General features: G+C 44.2%; 12 protein-coding genes and 4 tRNA genes. 14 read left to right on the forward strand and 2 right to left on the reverse strand.

The window, feature by feature from the left end:
• Window positions 1-125 precede the first annotated feature (125 nt).
• The gene (locus NST94_RS05630) at window positions 126-6,971 is read left to right on the forward strand and encodes an S-layer homology domain-containing protein (protein WP_339281766.1); all 6,846 of its coding nucleotides are present in this window, start codon (window positions 126-128) and stop codon (window positions 6,969-6,971) included.
• 421 nt (window positions 6,972-7,392) lie between these two features.
• On the opposite strand, the gene NST94_RS05635 is transcribed toward NST94_RS05630, so the two are convergent.
• Window positions 7,393-7,821, reverse strand: coding sequence for an Lrp/AsnC family transcriptional regulator (locus NST94_RS05635; protein ID WP_038569079.1), 429 nt, complete (start codon window positions 7,819-7,821; stop codon window positions 7,393-7,395).
• 129 nt (window positions 7,822-7,950) lie between these two features.
• Between NST94_RS05635 and NST94_RS05640 the strand changes: the two genes are divergently transcribed.
• From NST94_RS05640 to NST94_RS05700, 13 genes are all read left to right on the forward strand, one after another.
• Window positions 7,951-8,703: an MBL fold metallo-hydrolase gene (locus NST94_RS05640; RefSeq protein ID WP_248547870.1), complete on the forward strand. Its 753-nt coding sequence runs from the start codon at window positions 7,951-7,953 to the stop codon at window positions 8,701-8,703.
• Between the two features lie 143 nt (window positions 8,704-8,846).
• Window positions 8,847-8,922, forward strand: a tRNA-Asn gene (locus NST94_RS05645).
• A gap of 7 nt (window positions 8,923-8,929) precedes the next feature.
• Window positions 8,930-9,018 (forward strand) — tRNA-Ser (locus tag NST94_RS05650).
• Between the two features lie 177 nt (window positions 9,019-9,195).
• Window positions 9,196-9,642 carry a hypothetical protein gene (locus tag NST94_RS05655; RefSeq protein ID WP_038574166.1) on the forward strand — a complete coding sequence of 149 codons (447 nt, stop codon included), beginning with the start codon at window positions 9,196-9,198 and terminating at the stop codon, window positions 9,640-9,642.
• Window positions 9,643-9,744: 102 nt separating this feature from the next.
• The gene (locus NST94_RS05660) at window positions 9,745-10,350 is read left to right on the forward strand and encodes a class I SAM-dependent methyltransferase (protein ID WP_339171899.1); all 606 of its coding nucleotides are present in this window, start codon (window positions 9,745-9,747) and stop codon (window positions 10,348-10,350) included.
• Window positions 10,351-10,641: 291 nt separating this feature from the next.
• Entirely contained in the window at window positions 10,642-11,103 is a 462-nt protein-coding gene (locus tag NST94_RS05665; protein WP_076280575.1) for a DinB family protein, read from the forward strand.
• A gap of 469 nt (window positions 11,104-11,572) precedes the next feature.
• Window positions 11,573-12,478 carry a branched-chain amino acid ABC transporter permease gene (locus NST94_RS05670; RefSeq protein ID WP_038569087.1) on the forward strand — a complete coding sequence of 302 codons (906 nt, stop codon included), beginning with the start codon at window positions 11,573-11,575 and terminating at the stop codon, window positions 12,476-12,478.
• 10 nt (window positions 12,479-12,488) lie between these two features.
• On the forward strand, window positions 12,489-13,457 hold the full coding sequence (locus NST94_RS05675) for a branched-chain amino acid ABC transporter permease (RefSeq protein WP_076302274.1): 969 nt from the start codon (window positions 12,489-12,491) through the stop codon (window positions 13,455-13,457).
• Window positions 13,426-14,208 carry an ABC transporter ATP-binding protein gene (locus tag NST94_RS05680; protein WP_076307110.1) on the forward strand — a complete coding sequence of 261 codons (783 nt, stop codon included), beginning with the start codon at window positions 13,426-13,428 and terminating at the stop codon, window positions 14,206-14,208. Before NST94_RS05675 ends, NST94_RS05680 begins: the two co-directional genes overlap by 32 nt.
• Before the next feature lie 6 nt (window positions 14,209-14,214).
• Complete coding sequence (locus NST94_RS05685) at window positions 14,215-14,916, forward strand: ABC transporter ATP-binding protein (protein ID WP_339281767.1); 702 nt, start codon at window positions 14,215-14,217, stop codon at window positions 14,914-14,916.
• 71 nt (window positions 14,917-14,987) lie between these two features.
• The gene (locus NST94_RS05690) at window positions 14,988-16,178 is read left to right on the forward strand and encodes an ABC transporter substrate-binding protein (RefSeq protein ID WP_076185840.1); all 1,191 of its coding nucleotides are present in this window, start codon (window positions 14,988-14,990) and stop codon (window positions 16,176-16,178) included.
• A gap of 138 nt (window positions 16,179-16,316) precedes the next feature.
• Window positions 16,317-16,388, forward strand: a tRNA-Glu gene (locus NST94_RS05695).
• 6 nt (window positions 16,389-16,394) lie between these two features.
• A tRNA-Leu gene (locus tag NST94_RS05700) sits at window positions 16,395-16,477 on the forward strand.
• Window positions 16,478-16,564: 87 nt separating this feature from the next.
• Here the strand turns inward: NST94_RS05700 and NST94_RS05705 are convergent.
• Window positions 16,565-17,188, reverse strand: coding sequence for a hypothetical protein (locus NST94_RS05705; protein WP_076185837.1), 624 nt, complete (start codon window positions 17,186-17,188; stop codon window positions 16,565-16,567).
• Window positions 17,189-17,404: the final 216 nt, after the last annotated feature.

The raw sequence follows: 17,404 nt of genomic DNA on the forward strand, positions 1-17,404 counted from the left end.
GAAGGTTGTAGGGATTGGATATCCGTACAAATACACCTTTTTCTGGATAAAATCGCACATCGTTTTGTAAGCGTTACCAAACTAATATGAAAAGGAAGTCCATATTAATTAGAGGGGGCACATGTATGAAACGAATCAGGTCCGCAATGGCGGGTCTGCTCGCGCTGCTGCTGATTTTTTCAAGCTTGCCTGTAATGGGAACCGGTAGTGGTTCCGTGGGAGCAGAAGGGGTTGGAGGAACAGGCGCTGAGCAAATTCCATCAGGTACGGTACTCATCAAGAATAAGTGGAAAAACAACTTTTTATATGAGACATCCGCAGGAATCGTGCGTTATGGCATGACCAATCCAGCCGATGCTTCAGCGCATTGGACGGTTGAGACGGTGAACGGGCTGTCACGAATCAAGAATGTGAAGACAGGCCATTACATTACAATGGCTGGTAACAACGGCAAAGAGGATTCACTTAAGGCGGCAGAACGCCAAGGTTCAGGAAGTGTTGCGGATCAGTGGCTAATCGATACTTCCAATCGCAATGGATACATGATCATCCGAAGTGCGACTGTGCCAGAGGGGAAATTGGTTATCCACGAGGAGAATCAGCTTGGTTATGCGCAAGTAAGCTCGGATATCAATGTTACGTTTGAGAGTCCGCAGTGGGCTTTTATAGATCCAAATGCAGCACCTGTACGGCTAGAGAGTCGTCTCCGCTCCGGTCAGGTAATGTATGAAAGTGAAGGGAATGTTCTTTACGGTAAACAGCCTGTCAGCAATGAAGCGGCCCAGTGGTATCTTGAATCAGGGACGGATGACGGAACAGTAATGATTCGCAACCGTGCGACAGGTCATTATATTAAGCAAAATGAAGTGACCTGGGCTGGGGTTTTTTCGCAGGAAGTCGATATGGATCATGTGAAGCTAAGTGAATGGGTCCAAGAGCATGCACCAGGCCCTGATGGGACGGGCTTCATTACCCTTCGTAACAGTGGTTTAACTGAAGAGGAGAGTCCATTATGGCTAAATCCACAATTCAGCGATGACAATAATGTGCGATCTAACAGCTGGCCGGGTTCAGCCTCTAATCCAAGCGCGCAGTGGAGAATCGTGCCTATTTCCGAATTACAGCCTGTACGTCTGGCAACTTATACGGATGCACAAGTGGCTACAGATTTCTTATATGAATCCGCAAACGGCGAGCTTAAGCATGGAATTATTACACCAGATGCCGCTAACACCTCTGACTATCTATGGTATATAGAAGATTATGACGGCAATAAGCGTATTCGTAATGCGGCAACCGATCATTATGTTTCTTATAGTGAAGGTACTGCCAAGGCCTTGCAGATTAGCGGAAGTCAGCCGTCGGATCAATGGATTTTTAATGATTCCGATGATTATGATGATTACCAGACGCTTCAGAATCTCGAAAGCACAGGCATTTATTTGTCTACATTGGGTGGAGAACATGCGGGTGCGATTGGGGATGCGACTTCTTTGAGCGCTCAGTGGCAGCTTTTAGATCCTAACACACCGACTGACGGCACAGTGCCCTATTACCGGATTCAGAATGGCTGGAAGTCATTTTATTGGTATGAGAGTGTTGATGGTCTTTTAAAATATGGAAATATGCAGAAGGACGGCTCCGATCAGTGGCTCGTGGAGAAATATAACGGCCGCAAGCTGTTCAAAAACAAGAAAACAGGCCATTACATGAACACGATGAATATGCCAAATGGCCACCTTCAGGTCACAGAGCTTCCAGACAGAAATCATGTGGAACGAGAATACATCTGGACAGGCAAAAATGTTGGGAACAACACCTACGTAATCAGTAGCGTTCTCGACAAGGAACCTAATAAAATCCCAGAGAAGTATATTTCACTTCAAAACCTCACTAAATATGCTGAGTACGGAGTGATCAATCCAGGTTGGGGCAGTCCGCAGTGGAGATTTGTTCCGGTCACCGAGAAAAAACAAGATTTGTTCCGTTTTCAGCTAGATGCTGTAAATGGAGAGGATCAATATCTTAAGGACGGTCCTTTGCTGACTTCTCCAGCTGCAATAGAGGAATTGCCAGAATCCAAGACGGTTACTGAAGCTGTCTATGCTGACCAGGACTCTGCACACTCTAACCAAAATCTTGCACCTCTAGCAGCTGCCAACGAGGATGTAACAGTAGGCCAGGCTACTTATGGTCCACTTGATTTGAATGACGATTCCTTTGTCTGGCAGCTGCAAGAAATAGCCGGCAGCAATGGATCGGTTAAGATAAAAAATAAAGGCACTGGACGTTATCTCTCCCTTGAGCATATAGGTGGGGCTGTAGATGAGATTGATCCTAAAGTTAGCGTTCAGACTTTGCAAACAGTGTACGATGTATGGGCCAGCATTAAGTGGAAGGTTGATATGCAACCGTCCGGTGTGACTACCATTATGAGCTCATGGGCTGGTCACTATATCTATGGTGCGCCGGATGATAACGGCAACCCAATTCTCCGAATCAGTAAAGCTGCAGATACAGCGGAAAAAAGCAGTGCACATTTTACTGCTGAAGCGGTTGAAGCGATTGCTCCGCCATTGCCTGATTACCCTGTAAGATTCAAGAATGCAAGCAGTGGAGAGTATTTATACGAAAATGAGCATGGGGTTGTTCTGTACGGGCAGCCGTCAGCAGACAATGGATTTTCGCACTGGAATGTATCTGTGCAGGAGGGTAAACAGACGATCACCAACCGGGCAACAGGTCATTTTTTAACGCTGAATGGTGATTATTCATATTTGGAGAGCAGTAGTACAGATCCTGCTGTAGACGGAGCATCCGCCTGGGAAGTAAGCTTGGCTTCCGATTATACACATTACACCATTCGTAGTCTCTTTGGAGAATACGACGATGAATTAATAAACATTGCCAATAAGACAGGATATGCTGAACGTGCGCTTTTGCTAGAAAGTGAGGGTACGGCACTATGGACACTTGAGGCGGCTCCACAGGAGTTTACTACTCCATCTGGAGAACTGCGCAATAACAATACAACAACTCCAGTTCAAAATGATACCAACATCATAACCATTGTACCGAAAGGCATGGCTGGTAAAGTATTGGCCGAAAAAGAGGGGGCTGTCCTATATGCAGATGCTTCCGATGTGGCGGCTCAATCCCAGTGGCTGGTGCAGGAGATAAACGGACGCAAACGAATTATGAATGTTCAGACACAACATTATCTTTCACTCAATGAATCGGGCCAAGTGGTCTTGTTAGCTGCTGGAGATACAGAAAGATCCCAATGGAAGCTGGAAGAGAAGTTAGGTTATGCTGTTCTGCTAAGTGCGAATGGAACAGGTCTTCTTTCTCACAGCGCATCGGCTGTTCAGCTTGGTTCTGCTGCAAATGGAACTGATAGTGAGCTCTGGAGCTTCTTACCTATCCCTGCTGATGCAATTTATGCAGGAGGAGAAGCATTCAAAGGGGAACGTGTTATACGGTTTGCAGTCAACGCCCAGCAGGCTGGGGAATACGATACTGTTATTCGATACAAAAATACCGCTGCTGCCGCAACGGATCTGGCACTAGAGGTGAATGGATTAAACGAAGGGGGCAAGGTTAGTCTTGGCAAGTCTGCCTCTTGGAAGACTGTAGCGGTAAAACTACAGCTTCGTGCAGGCATCAACACGGTTTCTCTAAGCAGTGACAACGTGGATTGGAGTAAAGTAACCCTTGATAGCCTGACCGTAAAAAACAGCGTAAACAAAACATACCGTGGAGCAACGGTTCCATATATCAGCTATGAAGCTGAGGATGCGGCAACAAACGGAACGCTGATTGGTTCGTCGCGGAAATATCTCAGCATGGCTTCCGAGGCTTCTGGACGACAAGCGGTGGCCTTAAAGAATACGGGAGATTATCTAGAGTTCAAGCTTGCAGAATCAGCTAACTCCATCGTTCTTCGATATTCTATTCCTGATAGTCCAGATGGGGCTGGTGCGGAAGAAACCTTGACTCTATATGTGGATGGAATTAAGAAGCAGCTTAAGCTGACATCCAAATATGCTTGGGAATATGGCAGCTACCCATGGTCAAATGACCCTCGCCAAGGCAGTGGACACCGCTTCTTTGACGAAATCCATGCTCTGATCGGCGATGCTCCTGCCGGAGCAACTATTCGCTTAGAGAAGGGAACAGAAGACAACGCAGCTTCTTACGTCATTGACCTGGTGGATATGGAGCAGGTTGCCCCTGAGTTGGCTCGCCCGGACGGATTTATTTCCGTAACGGATTTTGGAGCGGCAGCGAATGATGAGGGCGATGATACCGCAGCCCTCAAGGCAGCCCTTGCCGAAGCGAATGCGACAGGTAAAGGTGTGTGGTTCCCGGCGGGTACCTTTAATGTCGGTGAGGGTCTGCTGGATCTGGATACAGCTGAAATACGTGGTGCCGGCATGTGGTATACGGTTCTGAATGGAGCTAAGTTTTATGGTCACGGCGGTAAGGTTGGTGTTTACGATCTGATGATTGAAGGCGGCATTAACGAACGGGATGATGAAGCGATCACCAACGCTTTCCATGGTGCTTTTGGCCAAGGTTCGATTATACAGAACGTTTGGATAGAACATACCAAAGCAGGCTTGTGGTTAACTCAGCCGATGGGTGAAAAGGCGCGTACGAATGGTCTGTACATGGCAGGTCTGCGGATCCGCAATCTTATGGCAGACGGAATTAACTTTGCCGTAGGGACTGGCAACAGCATGATGGAACAAAGTGACATCCGCTATCCAGGGGATGATGGAATCGCAATGTGGTCGTTTACAGACGGCAAGTTGACGGATGTGAATGGTACGGAACGTACACCGAGCTATAATAACACGGCACGTTTTAATACGGTATCCTTGCCTTGGTTAGCGGATAACATTGTAATCTTTGGGGGGAAAGATAACAAAGTCCAGGACAACGTGGTAAAAGACACTGTGACTAATGGAGCCGGGATTGCAGTCTCTACCCGTTTCACCGCCGAGCCCTTCCAAGGAACAACGGTTGTGGAGCGAAATACCTTGCTTAGAACTGGCAGTTACGATTCCGGTTACGGCGTAAATCTGGGTGCGTTATGGCTTTATGCTGGTGAGAGTGATCTGAAAGGAAAAGTACTCATTCGCAACAATACGGCACTGGACAGCACTTATTCGGGGTTGATTGCTCAAGGTGATCTAGAGGGAGATACTCTCACTTCCATTGATGGAGTTGTGCTGACGAATAATGTATTGGATGGCGCAGGTACAAGCGGTATAGAAGTTACGAAAAATCTGAAAGGGAGTCTGCTGGTCGACAACATGATTATTCGTGGTGAACGGATGAACCTAATGACCAATGCCTCTCCTGACTTAAGCATTAAAGAACAAAATCAAGGAATAGCCTCAGCCATTAAACCGTTCTCTATCAAACTAGCAGATGGACAGAGCGGGCCTGTGGTATTAGAGCAGGGTAAGTCAGCTACGCTTAAGGTACTAGATAAAGAAGGCAGAGATCTTACCGCACAAGCTACTCTAAATATTATGAGCAATGAGATTGCTACATTTACCAACGACAGTCTTAATGGAATTAAAGCGGGTATCACAGACTTCACGGTAACTGTGGGCAACGATAAGAGGGGATATACAATTGAGGTGCTATCACCTGGCGGGACAGATCCTGTAGACCCGATCGATCCTGTGGATCCAACAAGTACTCCCAGTCCGACGAGTACTCCAGAACCAACAAGTACTCCTGGTCCAACAGACCCTACAGGGTCAGTGAACCCTGTTCAACCCGGCACACCGACGGCTACACCAGCACCTACGCCAGCAGCTAATCATGATGCGCAGCTAAAAGCTAAGGCGACTGCAGGGCAGGCTGTTATCGAGATTTCAGCTAACGGTGACGGCACAGCCCGGTTTAGTGCAGATGCTTTACGTAAGGCGGCGGCACTTAGCCCCAAAGCTGTGCTTGTTATTGAAAGTGGGGGGATGAGCTACCGCTTCCCGTTAGAGCTTGTGGAGAGTGTGCTCAAAGCCGCACAAATGCCGGCAGGCACACTGGAGTTCAATGTAAATTCGCTAAGCGGAAAAGGATTGGAACAACTGATTGCCAAAGCTAAGCAGCAAGGCTTTACTGTGCAAGGAACACCGGCTAATTTCACTCTAAAGGTAACGGATGGAAAAACCTCTGTAGCAGCAAGCGGGTTCGGTACCACTTATGTAGATCGTACATTTATGCTTAAGGAGGCGCTGGATGCGAAGACAGGTGTAGTCCTTATTTACGATGAACAGACGGGTTCCTTCCGTTATGTACCTGCATTGTATGAGCCCGTTAATGGGATGACCAAGGTTACGGTTAAGAGCAGTATTGCGAGCGGTGTATTTGTCGCTGCGCTGCACCCTGTGACTTTTGGGGATATTGCTACACATTGGGCGAGAAATGAGATTGAGAGACTTGCCAGCCGACTGATCTTGACCGGACAATCCACAGATACCTTTGCACCTCAGAAATCTGTCAGTCGTGCCGAGTTTGCAGCTATGCTGATTCGATCGTTAGGTCTTGTAGCTGCGAACACGACGAAGACCTTCAGTGATGTGTCCGATTTATCTTGGTATGCAGCGGACGCCAGAGCTGCTGCAGCCTTAGGACTGGTTCAAGGCTATGAGGATGGAACCTTCCGTCCGAACGCCCCTATTACACGGGAGCAAATGGCTGTTATGGCAGCCAGAGCAATGAAGCTGCTGAATCTAGAAGCTGAAGGATCTAGAGCAATCGTTGCTACAGATGTTTTCACAGACGCTTCAACTATTTCCTCATGGGCTAAAGAAGCAGTGTCTGACCTGGTTGCAAAAGGTATTATGAAAGGTCAACCATCAGGCAGCTTTGCACCTAGCAGTGATACTAGCCGTGCAGAAGCCGCCGTAATTCTTGTACGGTTGCTTAGAGCGGCTGAATTATTGAATTAGCTACCGCGGTAGAAGCTACAATATGGCATAAGTAAAAAGACAGCAGAGCAGCGATCCTCCGGTTATTGGAGAATCGCTGCTCTGCGTTTTTGACGATGGCTGGCCTGCTATAAAAGCTTATGGGCAAGCGAAAGCTCATTGACTTTGAGTAACCCAATCACTTGCATAAACACCAACACCAACATCGCCGAGCTATCATTGGCTGAGGCTTGCGGACCCCAATGACGCTATTGGCAAGTTTTTAGCCTTTTGGGCAGGGTTTCGGACTCAAGTGATGCTATTCGTTCGAAAGAGGCTCATATTTGGTGTTTTTCGTGCCAATAGAGGCAATGGGGTCCGATAGTATGCCAAATATGCGATTATGCTGAGTATAAGGTCAACTGGGTCCGATAGTAGCTTCATATCCGATTCCGATACAGACTTATTTCAGTTTTCCCATCGATAGATTGACTCTGTAATTTCCGAACTTCAGCAGTTCGTCGAGAAAGCTATTCAACTCCTTTTGGCTTCCGGTACGAACACGTATCCAGTAGCAGCCTTCTCCGCTGACCCTATGTATTTCTTTTACACTATCATGCTGCTTTGCGAATGTCTGAAAGGCTGGGTGAACCGTATTCGAACCCAAAAAAACAGTAATAAAGGCATGAATAGTCTCCCCAACCTTATCCGGATTCCAGCGGACCGTGTAGCCTTCAATCACTCCGGTGTCCTGCATTTTGCGAATACGTGCGCCCACAGCCTGACCGGTCATATGCACTTGCTGCCCAATATCTTTGTGACTGATCGTGGAATCTTCAATTAGAAGCTGCAGGATGCGAAAATCCACATCATCTATAAAATAAGAACTCATTATTATCTAAAATCCTTTCTGCGTGAAAGTAGAACAGGCCAATCTTTTTCCAATCTCAATGTATTCTGTTTTAAGGTCCAACTATAATTAATTGTAGCAGAAGATAACTGAAAGAAAGAAGGGCTTCCGATGAAAATACAGCATATCCGCAACGCGACCCTATGGCTAGAGTATGGTGGCAGTACATTTTTAATTGATCCTATGTTGAGTGAACAGGGTGCTAATCCGCCTATTTTTAATACTGAAAATGATCGCCGCAATCCGCTCGTTCCTTTGCCGGGAGCCGTAGAACAATGGCTGAGTCCTAATGCAATTCTTGTCACACATCTTCATCAGGATCATTGGGATGCTGCTGCCATTTCTTTGTTGCCGCATGATCTACCACTATTATGTCAGGAAGGAGATGGAGATAAATTAGCGAAGCAGGGGTTTGAGCATACCACGGAAATTAGCGGTTCACTGACGTTTAATGGAATAACTATAACACGTACTGATGGACGGCATGGCACTGGAGTGACTGGTAAACTTATGGGTAAGGTATCCGGGTTTGTGTTTCAGGCGGAAGGCGAACCTGTTCTATATGTGGCTGGGGATACGATTTGGTGTGATAAGGTGAGAATGGCATTGGAGGTTTTTAAACCTGAGGTGACCGTTGTGAATGCTGGTGGTGCGCAGTTTTTAAGCGGATGCCATATTACAATGAATGAGCAGGATGTCGTAGACCTATGTGAATATGCTCCTTCTACTAAAGTGATTGCTGTGCACATGGACGCCATTAACCATTGTTTGGTTACCCGAGATAAGCTAAAAGCTCATTTAGAGAAGGAATCGTTGGGGGATCGGGTACAGCTTCCGCAGGATGGAGAATGGTGTAATCTATAGACGGAGAGGGATGGAAATCTCTTTAAAAAATCTAGCAAGCGGCCGAATAATAGCATAAATTTGAAAACGATCACAAAAATTATTTTGCCCGCTTGACTAGACCTTGAAATCATGATAAATTAATTCATGTTCACTTGTAATGTTCCCTGATAGCTCAGTTGGTAGAGCACTCGACTGTTAATCGAGTTGTCACAGGTTCGAGTCCTGTTCGGGGAGCCATTTTCATGGAGAGATACCCAAGTGGCTATAAGGGGACCCTCTGCTAAGGGGTTAGACTGCGTAAGCGGTGCGTGGGTTCGAATCCCACTCTCTCCGTTCTGAATTACATAAGAAGAGCTTCCATTCTGGGAGCTCTTTTTTGTTGTGTGTGAATTTATTTTTCGGTTGCTATATGCGATTCTGAGAAACGGTGTATTCAATATTTTGGAAGGGGAATGGTGTGGAGGGATCGAATGTTTAATTGATAAGTGTGAAGAGTTTAAAGGAGGGAGCATGAAAACAATAAATCAAATACAAACAAAACCGTCAAGCCGATATGATAGTTTTGATCCGGATCAAGAGGGGAATAAAAATACTATTTTTGCCGACGTAATAATTGATGGTAGATCTCTTTACCAAATGTTAAAAAAATATGATAGGGTTCCTTCCCTCGGGTGGGGTAGTGAAGAGCATCAAAGGAAAATGATTAATTATTTTTTGTTAAACGAAATGCATGAATATTTGTACTACAGGTACCCAATATTAGTCTGTCCCTGGTGTGGCGATGAAGAGTGTGGCTTTATATCCGTATTTATTGAGAAAGAAGAGGATCTTATCATATGGAGAGATTTCAAATTAGAATCCGGTAATAAGACTATTGATATAGGCCCTTTTTGCTTTAAATGGGATGAATACGAAAAAGTTATTAAAGAGACATTTGGAACTGCGGGGATTCAATAAAGTAAACCTGAAAACCCATGGAAGAGATGTGCTCAAATAATTTATATGGGAGAGATCTATGAGTGAATCCAATAACTACATGATCAAAGGAGTGGAATCAACATGGAACTGTTTAAGCAGATCCCCTTGTACAGATTTTTGGCATTATGCAATGAAAGTGGTATGGAAAAAAACATATTAGACTGCGGAGCGGGAGGGGATTCACCTCCACTAAGTTTGTTTGCAAACTATGGATACAGTACATACGGTATTGAGATGAATGACGAACAAATTAAAAGAGCTAGTCAGTTTGCAACTGAAAGAGGACAGAATCTAAATATACAACAAGGCGACATGAGACAGTTGGTACTAAGTGATGAGTCGATGAGTTTTGTGTATTCATATAACTCTATTTTTCATATGAGAAAACAAGATGTGGAAAAAGCGATAAATGAAATGAAACGCGTTCTAAAACCTAATGGATTATTATTTGTGAATTTTTTAACCCTAAAGGATTTTAGAGTCGGCGATGGAGTTGATTTGGGGGATAATCAGTTTGAACAAATGGAAGACGATGAATTCGTAATACACTCATATTATGATTATCATGAGGCGGATTCTATGTTTGATGATTTGCAGTTATTATACAAAGAAGATCGAGTACTGGAAAGAAAGTTTGAAGGCGAATGGATACGACAAGGATTTATCGATTACATATATAAAAAATAGCTGGATGCTGAAGAACATATTAGTAGCTCCGAAAAAACTAGATATCTGCGAACAATACGTTCACGCTGTGGACCACGAGGTGTTGGTTCGATAGAAGGTAAAGGTTTGAAGAAGAGTTAGCTAGGTGGACAACCCCGCGAGTCTAATGCTAGCGACTGTTTCCTAGGTAATAAGTCGGAAATAAATAAGGTTATTTTTATATGTTTCGATGAAGCGAACTATGAACTATATAAGAATGAATTAAAGAGATTTTGTTAGAATTTTGATGTTTACCAGAAAGGAGATGTGCCAATGAATAACAGATCAGATTTGCTAAATCAGTTTAAGGAATGGAATGGATTTGTTCTAGAAATTATTGATTTAGATTGGAAAACACCCATCGCTGAAGGAAAATGGACCATTCATGATGTTGTTAGTCATATTTTGTTATGGGATAAATACTTCTATGAATCGACGATCGAACCGATAGCATACGATAAAGCGATAACACTTCAACTTATTGATTTCGATCAATTCAATAATGATGCTGTTACATATGGTAAAACAAAAACCAAAGACGAATTAATAGAATTGACTGTGAAGTATCGTAACTTAATATTAGATTGTATAAGTAGTCTTGAGGAGGGAAAATACTCAGGCAAATATGTGGACGGAAGGTTTTCCTTTGAGTCCTATTTAAAGGATTTTATATCGCATGACCTACATCATATGATGCAGATTAAAGAATTAAACAAGAAAATGATGAGTAATTGACTCGTGACGGAAGTGCAAAGAATGGAGCTGACCACCCTAATTAGCTTTCTCTCACTCGATTATTGTGTGGGACAGAGTTTTTTTGCGCAAAAATAGAGATACAACTTGACCAGTAACTCATAATAAACTCGAAAAACACATATCCAAAGAGACAAATGTTATATTATTTATCATTAAATGCAATCTGTAGGTAAAATCAAAGACTCCCCCTCTGAAAATCAAACTTTAAAAATCTCCATAATTCTCCTGTTTTCTTCTCTTTACCCACTTTCTATCTATATACGTCCCAAAGGATTAACTCAAAATGTTATGTAATATAACATAAAATATTGAATATTATAGTAAAAACCACAAATTTTACTGACGCATGTATAGTACTGTGTTAATATAAGTGACATAAAACGATGAAAATGAATGTAAGCTAAAGAAAGGTGTTTTTAAAAATAAATATGGGGATTGGGGGACGGCGATGGAGTATTTCATTCAACAGTTAATTAACGGGATTTCTGTAGGGAGCATCTATGCTCTGATCGCACTTGGGTACACCATGGTTTACGGGATTATTAAATTGATCAATTTCGCCCATGGGGATGTGTTTATGGTTGGGTCGTTTATTGGATTGTTCAGTGCCAGGTACTTGGCTTCAGCAGGGCTTCCTCCGATACTGGTCTTACTTATCTCATTGGTGATCTCTATGACAATCAGTGCGTTGCTGGGGATGTCAATCGAACGGCTAGCATACAAACCTCTACGAAAAGCTTCGCGAATCGCTGTGTTGATTACTGCAATTGGCGTTTCTTTTTTGTTGGAATACAGCGGTGTGTTTGTGCTTGGTCCTCAGGCTAAAGGATTTCCGGAGATTCTTAATAAGCAGCAATACAACTTGTTTGGTTCCTCGATTCAGGTGGACTCCAATCAAATCATGATCTTGGGGACGACGGTTATTTTGATGATCATCCTTCAGTATATTGTGCACCGAACAAAGATTGGTAAAGCGATGCGGGCCGTTTCTTTTGATATGGAAGCAGCACGGTTGATGGGGATTAATGTAGATCGGACCATTTCAGCCACCTTCGCGATAGGTTCTGCACTTGCGGCAGCAGCAGGCGTTATTTTCGGAATGACTTACAATTCAGTGGATCCGATGATGGGGGTACTTCCGGGGCTTAAAGCTTTTGTGGCTGCGGTTCTAGGTGGCATTGGCAGTATTCCTGGTGCTCTGGTAGGGGGACTTCTGCTGGGCACAGTCGAGACAGAGGTTTCTTCTCTGGGATACTCTTCATGGCGTGATGGTGTGGCATTTGCTGTACTCATCCTAATCCTTATCTTTAAACCATCCGGGCTATTTGGTAAAAATGTCCGCGAGAAAGTGTAGGGAGATGCCTATGAAGAAGATAAACAAGTCATTTTGGATAGGCATTGTCTTTTCTATCATGCTATATATCGTCATTCAAGTTCTTCTAACAACGGGAATATTTGATGATGTCATGGAGTCTACGCTAATTCTAATTTGTATAAATGTCATGCTGGCGGTGTCTTTGAATCTGATTAATGGGATAACGGGGCAATTCTCAATCGGGCATGCTGGATTTATGTCTATTGGTGCTTATGTTTCTTCCATTTTAACTTTGAACTTTGAGATGCCATTCGTGCTGGCGCTAGTGATCTCTGGACTGGTTGCTGCATTTTTCGGTGTACTTATCGGGATTCCGACCTTGCGGCTGAATGGAGACTATCTGGCGATTGCTACGCTGGGATTTGGTGAGATTATCCGGATTGTCCTGCTCAATACAGAATATGTGGGCGGAGCTTCAGGTCTTAGCGGCATCCCCAATCAAACGACTTGGACGATTATGTTTCTGTTCACACTGGTCACGATTGTTGTGATCAATAACTTTATACGTTCCACTCACGGCCGGGCTTGTATAGCGATTCGGGAGAATGAAATTGCTGCTGAAGCGATGGGGATTAATACAACTTTGTACAAAGTCATTGCTTTTTCACTTGGAGCATTATTTGCGGGAATAGCTGGTGGTCTCTCTGCTCATAAGTTCTACGTCATCAATCCTGGCAGCTTTAATTTTCTGAAATCATTCGAAATTCTAGTCATGGTAGTGTTAGGTGGGCTAGGAAGTACAAGCGGGGCCATCGTGGGTGCGATTGTACTGACGGTGCTCTTCACGGTGCTTCAGGAATATCCGGAGCTGCGGATGATTATTTACTCGGCGATTCTAATTCTGATGATGATTTTTCGGCCTAAAGGGCTGCTTGGCAGCACGGGTTTTTCTTTCTTGAAATGGTCTAAAAAGGAGGTCAAGCCAAGTGACAGCATCAACAGTGGAAGTGCTTCTTGATGTTCAACAAGCAAGTCGTGCATTTGGCGGGCTTAAGGCGCTTAACGAGGTATCTCTCCATATTAATAAAGGCGAGTTGATTGGGCTCATCGGACCTAATGGCGCGGGAAAAACAACCCTTTTTAACTTGCTGACAGGTGTATACCCGCCTTCCAGTGGCGATATTATCCTCAGCAATCAGGCAGTAGGCGGGATGAAGCCTTATCGGATTAACCGAAAAGGGGCAGCGCGGACATTTCAGAATATCCGTCTATTTACTTCTATGACGGTGCTGGATAACGTTAAGATCGCATTTCACCAGCATGCCAGACATTCGATGTTCACTTCCATGCTTCGTCTGCCTAAGCATTTTGTAGAAGAAAACGAAATTACGCAAAAGGCTATGGATATTCTCAAAATATTTAATCTTGCCGATCAATGTGATGAATGTGCCGGGAATCTTAGCTATGGAAATCAAAGGCGTTTGGAAATTGCGCGCGCGCTTGCAGCAGGACCTAAGCTTTTGCTATTGGATGAACCAGCCGCAGGGATGAACCCGAATGAAACTCGGGATCTAATGAATCTTATTGCCTGGATCCGTGAAGAGTTTGAGCTGACGATCCTGCTTATCGAGCACGATATGTCCCTGGTTATGGGGGTGTGTGACCGGATTTATGTGCTGGATCGCGGAATGTTGATTGCTGAAGGTACGCCCGTTGAAATACGGAATCATCCCAAAGTCATAGAAGCCTATTTGGGACAGGAGGCGTAGTGGACCATGCTTAGCGTACAGGGGATCAATGTATATTATGGGGCTATTCATGCCTTGAAGGATTTAAGTATGAATGTAAAAAAAGGCGAGATTGTAACTCTAATCGGCGCAAATGGAGCAGGCAAGTCCACGTTGCTTAAGACGCTTTCGGGACTGCTGAAACCCAAAACAGGCAGTATAGATTTCATGGATAAATCTATTACGAATCAGAGTGTTCAGTCCATCGTAAAACAGGGGCTTATTCATTGTCCGGAAGGCAGGCGTGTATTTGCTAATATGTTTGTGGAAGAAAATCTGGAGCTAGGAGCTTTTTTACAGGATTCAGGCAGCTTAGCTGCTGATTTTGCCAAGGTTTACTCCACCTTCCCGCGTCTTTTAGAAAGAAAAAAACAGCTTGCCGGCACATTATCCGGCGGGGAGCAGCAGATGCTTGCTATGGGGCGCGCGATGATGGGGCATCCCAAGCTTTTATTATTAGATGAACCCTCGATGGGGCTTGCTCCATTGCTCGTTCAGGATATTTTTCGGATCATCCAGGAAGTAAATGCCTCTGGAACAACAGTGCTTCTTGTAGAACAAAATGCCCATCAGGCGCTTAAAATTGCTCATCGGGCTTACGTTCTTGAGACGGGCAGAGTGGTGCTTGAGGGAGATGCCAAGGAATTGGCAGATTCGGAAGAGATCAGAATGGCTTATCTGGGACATTAATTCATCGGCTAGTTCACAACAGTATCACAGAAAGAACCTATAAAATATTTATTTTGGGAGGCTGGAAGAGGATGAAGAAAATCGGGGCCATATTGCTGACTGCATTGCTGGCTGGTGGATTGCTGGCAGGCTGTGGGAACAAGACAGACAACACTTCTGCTGAAGGTGGGAATGCTGGTGGAGGGACCATCAAGATTGGAGCAGACCTTGAGCTTACAGGCGGCCAGGCTTCCTTCGGTGATTCTGCACTCAAAGGGGCAAAGCTGGCGGTAAAAGAAATTAATGACGCAGGTGGAATACTCGGCAAAAAACTTGAACTGATTGAAGCGGATAATGCCTCCAAGTCGGAAGAGGCGACACGCGCAGCGCAAAAGCTGATTACTACCAATAAAGTTGTAGCTATTATAGGTGCAACTACATCTACGAATACACTCGGGATTGTTCCCGTTGCTCAAGAAAAAGGCATCCCGCTGGTTAGCTCCTCAGCCACCAATCCCAAAGTAACAGTTGATGAACGTACTGGAGATTTGAACGAATGGGTATTCCGGGCCTCATTTATTGATCCTTTCCAAGGCGAAGTAATGGCTAACTTTGCTAAGGATACACTTAAAGCGAAGACGGCTGTTATTTATACGGATGCTTCAAGCGATTATTCCAAAGGGCTGCAGACCTTCTTTAAAGCAACGTTTACTAAGAACGGTGGCTCAATCTTAAGCGAAGAATCCTATCAACAAAAAGATTCTGATTTTAAAGCCGTATTAACACGTATTAAAGAAGCTAATCCCGATGTTATTTATCTTCCAGGCTATTATGAGGAGGTCGGCAAAATCGTAAAGCAAGCTCGCGAAATGGGGATCACCGTTCCGTTTATGGGCGGGGATGGCTGGGATTCACCTCAGCTGGCTGAGATTGCCGGAGCGGATGCCCTAAACAATACGTTTATGTCCAATCACTATTCACCTGAAGATAGCTCGCCAGAAGTAAAATCGTTCGTAGATGCCTTCAAGGCTGCTAACGGTGATCTTGTTCCAGATGGGATGGCTGCGCTTGGATATGATGCTGTGAAACTAGTGGCAGACGCGATTACACGTGCGGATTCCACAGAACCTGAGAAGCTGAAGGATGCACTGGCGGGGACAAAGGATTTACAACTGGCCACGGGTAAAATCACAATGAATGAAACGCATGACCCGGTAAAAGCAGCTGTGGTGCTAAAGTTTGTAGATGGGGTACAAACCTTTGAGGCAAAAGTAAATCCATAAGTGTTGTGATTAGACGCGCGTACCTTTATTGGTGCGCGTTTCTTTTAGTTTAAACTTTTTTTAAAAAAAGGCTTGTCAAAATTCTTATGGTTTGATATACTCATTTTTGTTGTGACAAGAAAATAACTTGTAAAGCATGGCCCGTTGGTCAAGGGGTTAAGACACCTCCCTTTCACGGAGGTAACATGGGTTCGAATCCCATACGGGTCATATTATGCGGTAGTGGTGGAATGGCAGACACGCTATCTTGAGGGGGTAGTGGGTGTATACCCGTGGAGGTTCGAGTCCTCTCTACCGCATACAAATAAAAAGTAAGAAACCCTTTGTTCGCAGAGGATTTCTTACTTTTTTTTATAAGATTAGAAGTGAAATTCAGTGACGTCAGGTCATCTCTTAAAAGCCCCAGCATACTGGGGATAGAGCTGTCTTATGCAGTCTGGGCAGATATCATGAGTGAATTGCAAAGAAAGCTGATGCTTTAAGAAATGTTCAATGGTGATCCATTCATCCTTGGGATTACGAATACATTTACAGGAAGCACAGATTGGGATTAGCTCAAAAGATGATGGTAAGGTTGAACGGAGGTTTATGATCTCCGGATGAAGAGGTTCTTCTTTATAGGGGCCCACATCATATAGTGAAATTATAAAAGTGGCTTCTGGGTGCGGATCTGAGAGAAATGGGTAGATCTCCAAACGGAAGATTCGTTTCCCTTTATTAGCGGTTTGTATGGAGAATTCGGAAGTATAAACCTGATGCTCTCTGCGGAGTATATATTTCACTGATTCATAAAGCTTGGCCCATTGATCGGGATCGACAATCACATCTTGCATGAGCTCTGAGTAATACGCGCCAATCCATTTCTTATTAGTAGAAAGACCATATTCATGACTAAAGGTCTTCCACCTACTGTTGGTGAACTGGATAATCCCATGACTGTTGATTACCACCGCATTGTGCGGTAAAGCTTCAAGTGAATGGATAATGGAAGATGATAAGCATTTTGACAAAAGTCACCGCTCCCTCCTAGAGATCATTCAGGATGATAAGTTAACAAAGGGGGCCAGACGGTATTCTACAGATACTTGTCACCTGAGTCGCCTCTTATCGTCACTCCAGCCATATGATATAATCGGATAATACATAACAATACTAATTATATACTTTTTTACGTTATTTTGCAATAGGTAATTACGTAAATAAGTAATTTATTTTTAGATGGAGGG

Source organism: Paenibacillus sp. FSL H8-0282, assembly GCF_037963825.1.
Taxonomy (GTDB): Bacteria; Bacillota; Bacilli; order Paenibacillales; family Paenibacillaceae; genus Paenibacillus_AQ; species Paenibacillus_AQ odorifer.

Bases quoted from the DNA above. Each gene is read 5' to 3' on its own strand.
- NST94_RS05630 (WP_339281766.1), top strand. From the start codon at position 126: ATGAAACGAATCAGGTCCGCAATGGCGGGTCTGCTCGCGCTGCTGCTG.
- NST94_RS05635 (WP_038569079.1), bottom strand. From the start codon at position 7,821: ATGAGTTCTTATTTTATAGATGATGTGGATTTTCGCATCCTGCAGCTT.
- NST94_RS05640 (WP_248547870.1), top strand. From the start codon at position 7,951: ATGAAAATACAGCATATCCGCAACGCGACCCTATGGCTAGAGTATGGT.
- NST94_RS05655 (WP_038574166.1), top strand. From the start codon at position 9,196: ATGAAAACAATAAATCAAATACAAACAAAACCGTCAAGCCGATATGAT.
- NST94_RS05660 (WP_339171899.1), top strand. From the start codon at position 9,745: ATGGAACTGTTTAAGCAGATCCCCTTGTACAGATTTTTGGCATTATGC.
- NST94_RS05665 (WP_076280575.1), top strand. From the start codon at position 10,642: ATGAATAACAGATCAGATTTGCTAAATCAGTTTAAGGAATGGAATGGA.
- NST94_RS05670 (WP_038569087.1), top strand. From the start codon at position 11,573: ATGGAGTATTTCATTCAACAGTTAATTAACGGGATTTCTGTAGGGAGC.
- NST94_RS05675 (WP_076302274.1), top strand. From the start codon at position 12,489: ATGAAGAAGATAAACAAGTCATTTTGGATAGGCATTGTCTTTTCTATC.
- NST94_RS05685 (WP_339281767.1), top strand. From the start codon at position 14,215: ATGCTTAGCGTACAGGGGATCAATGTATATTATGGGGCTATTCATGCC.
- NST94_RS05690 (WP_076185840.1), top strand. From the start codon at position 14,988: ATGAAGAAAATCGGGGCCATATTGCTGACTGCATTGCTGGCTGGTGGA.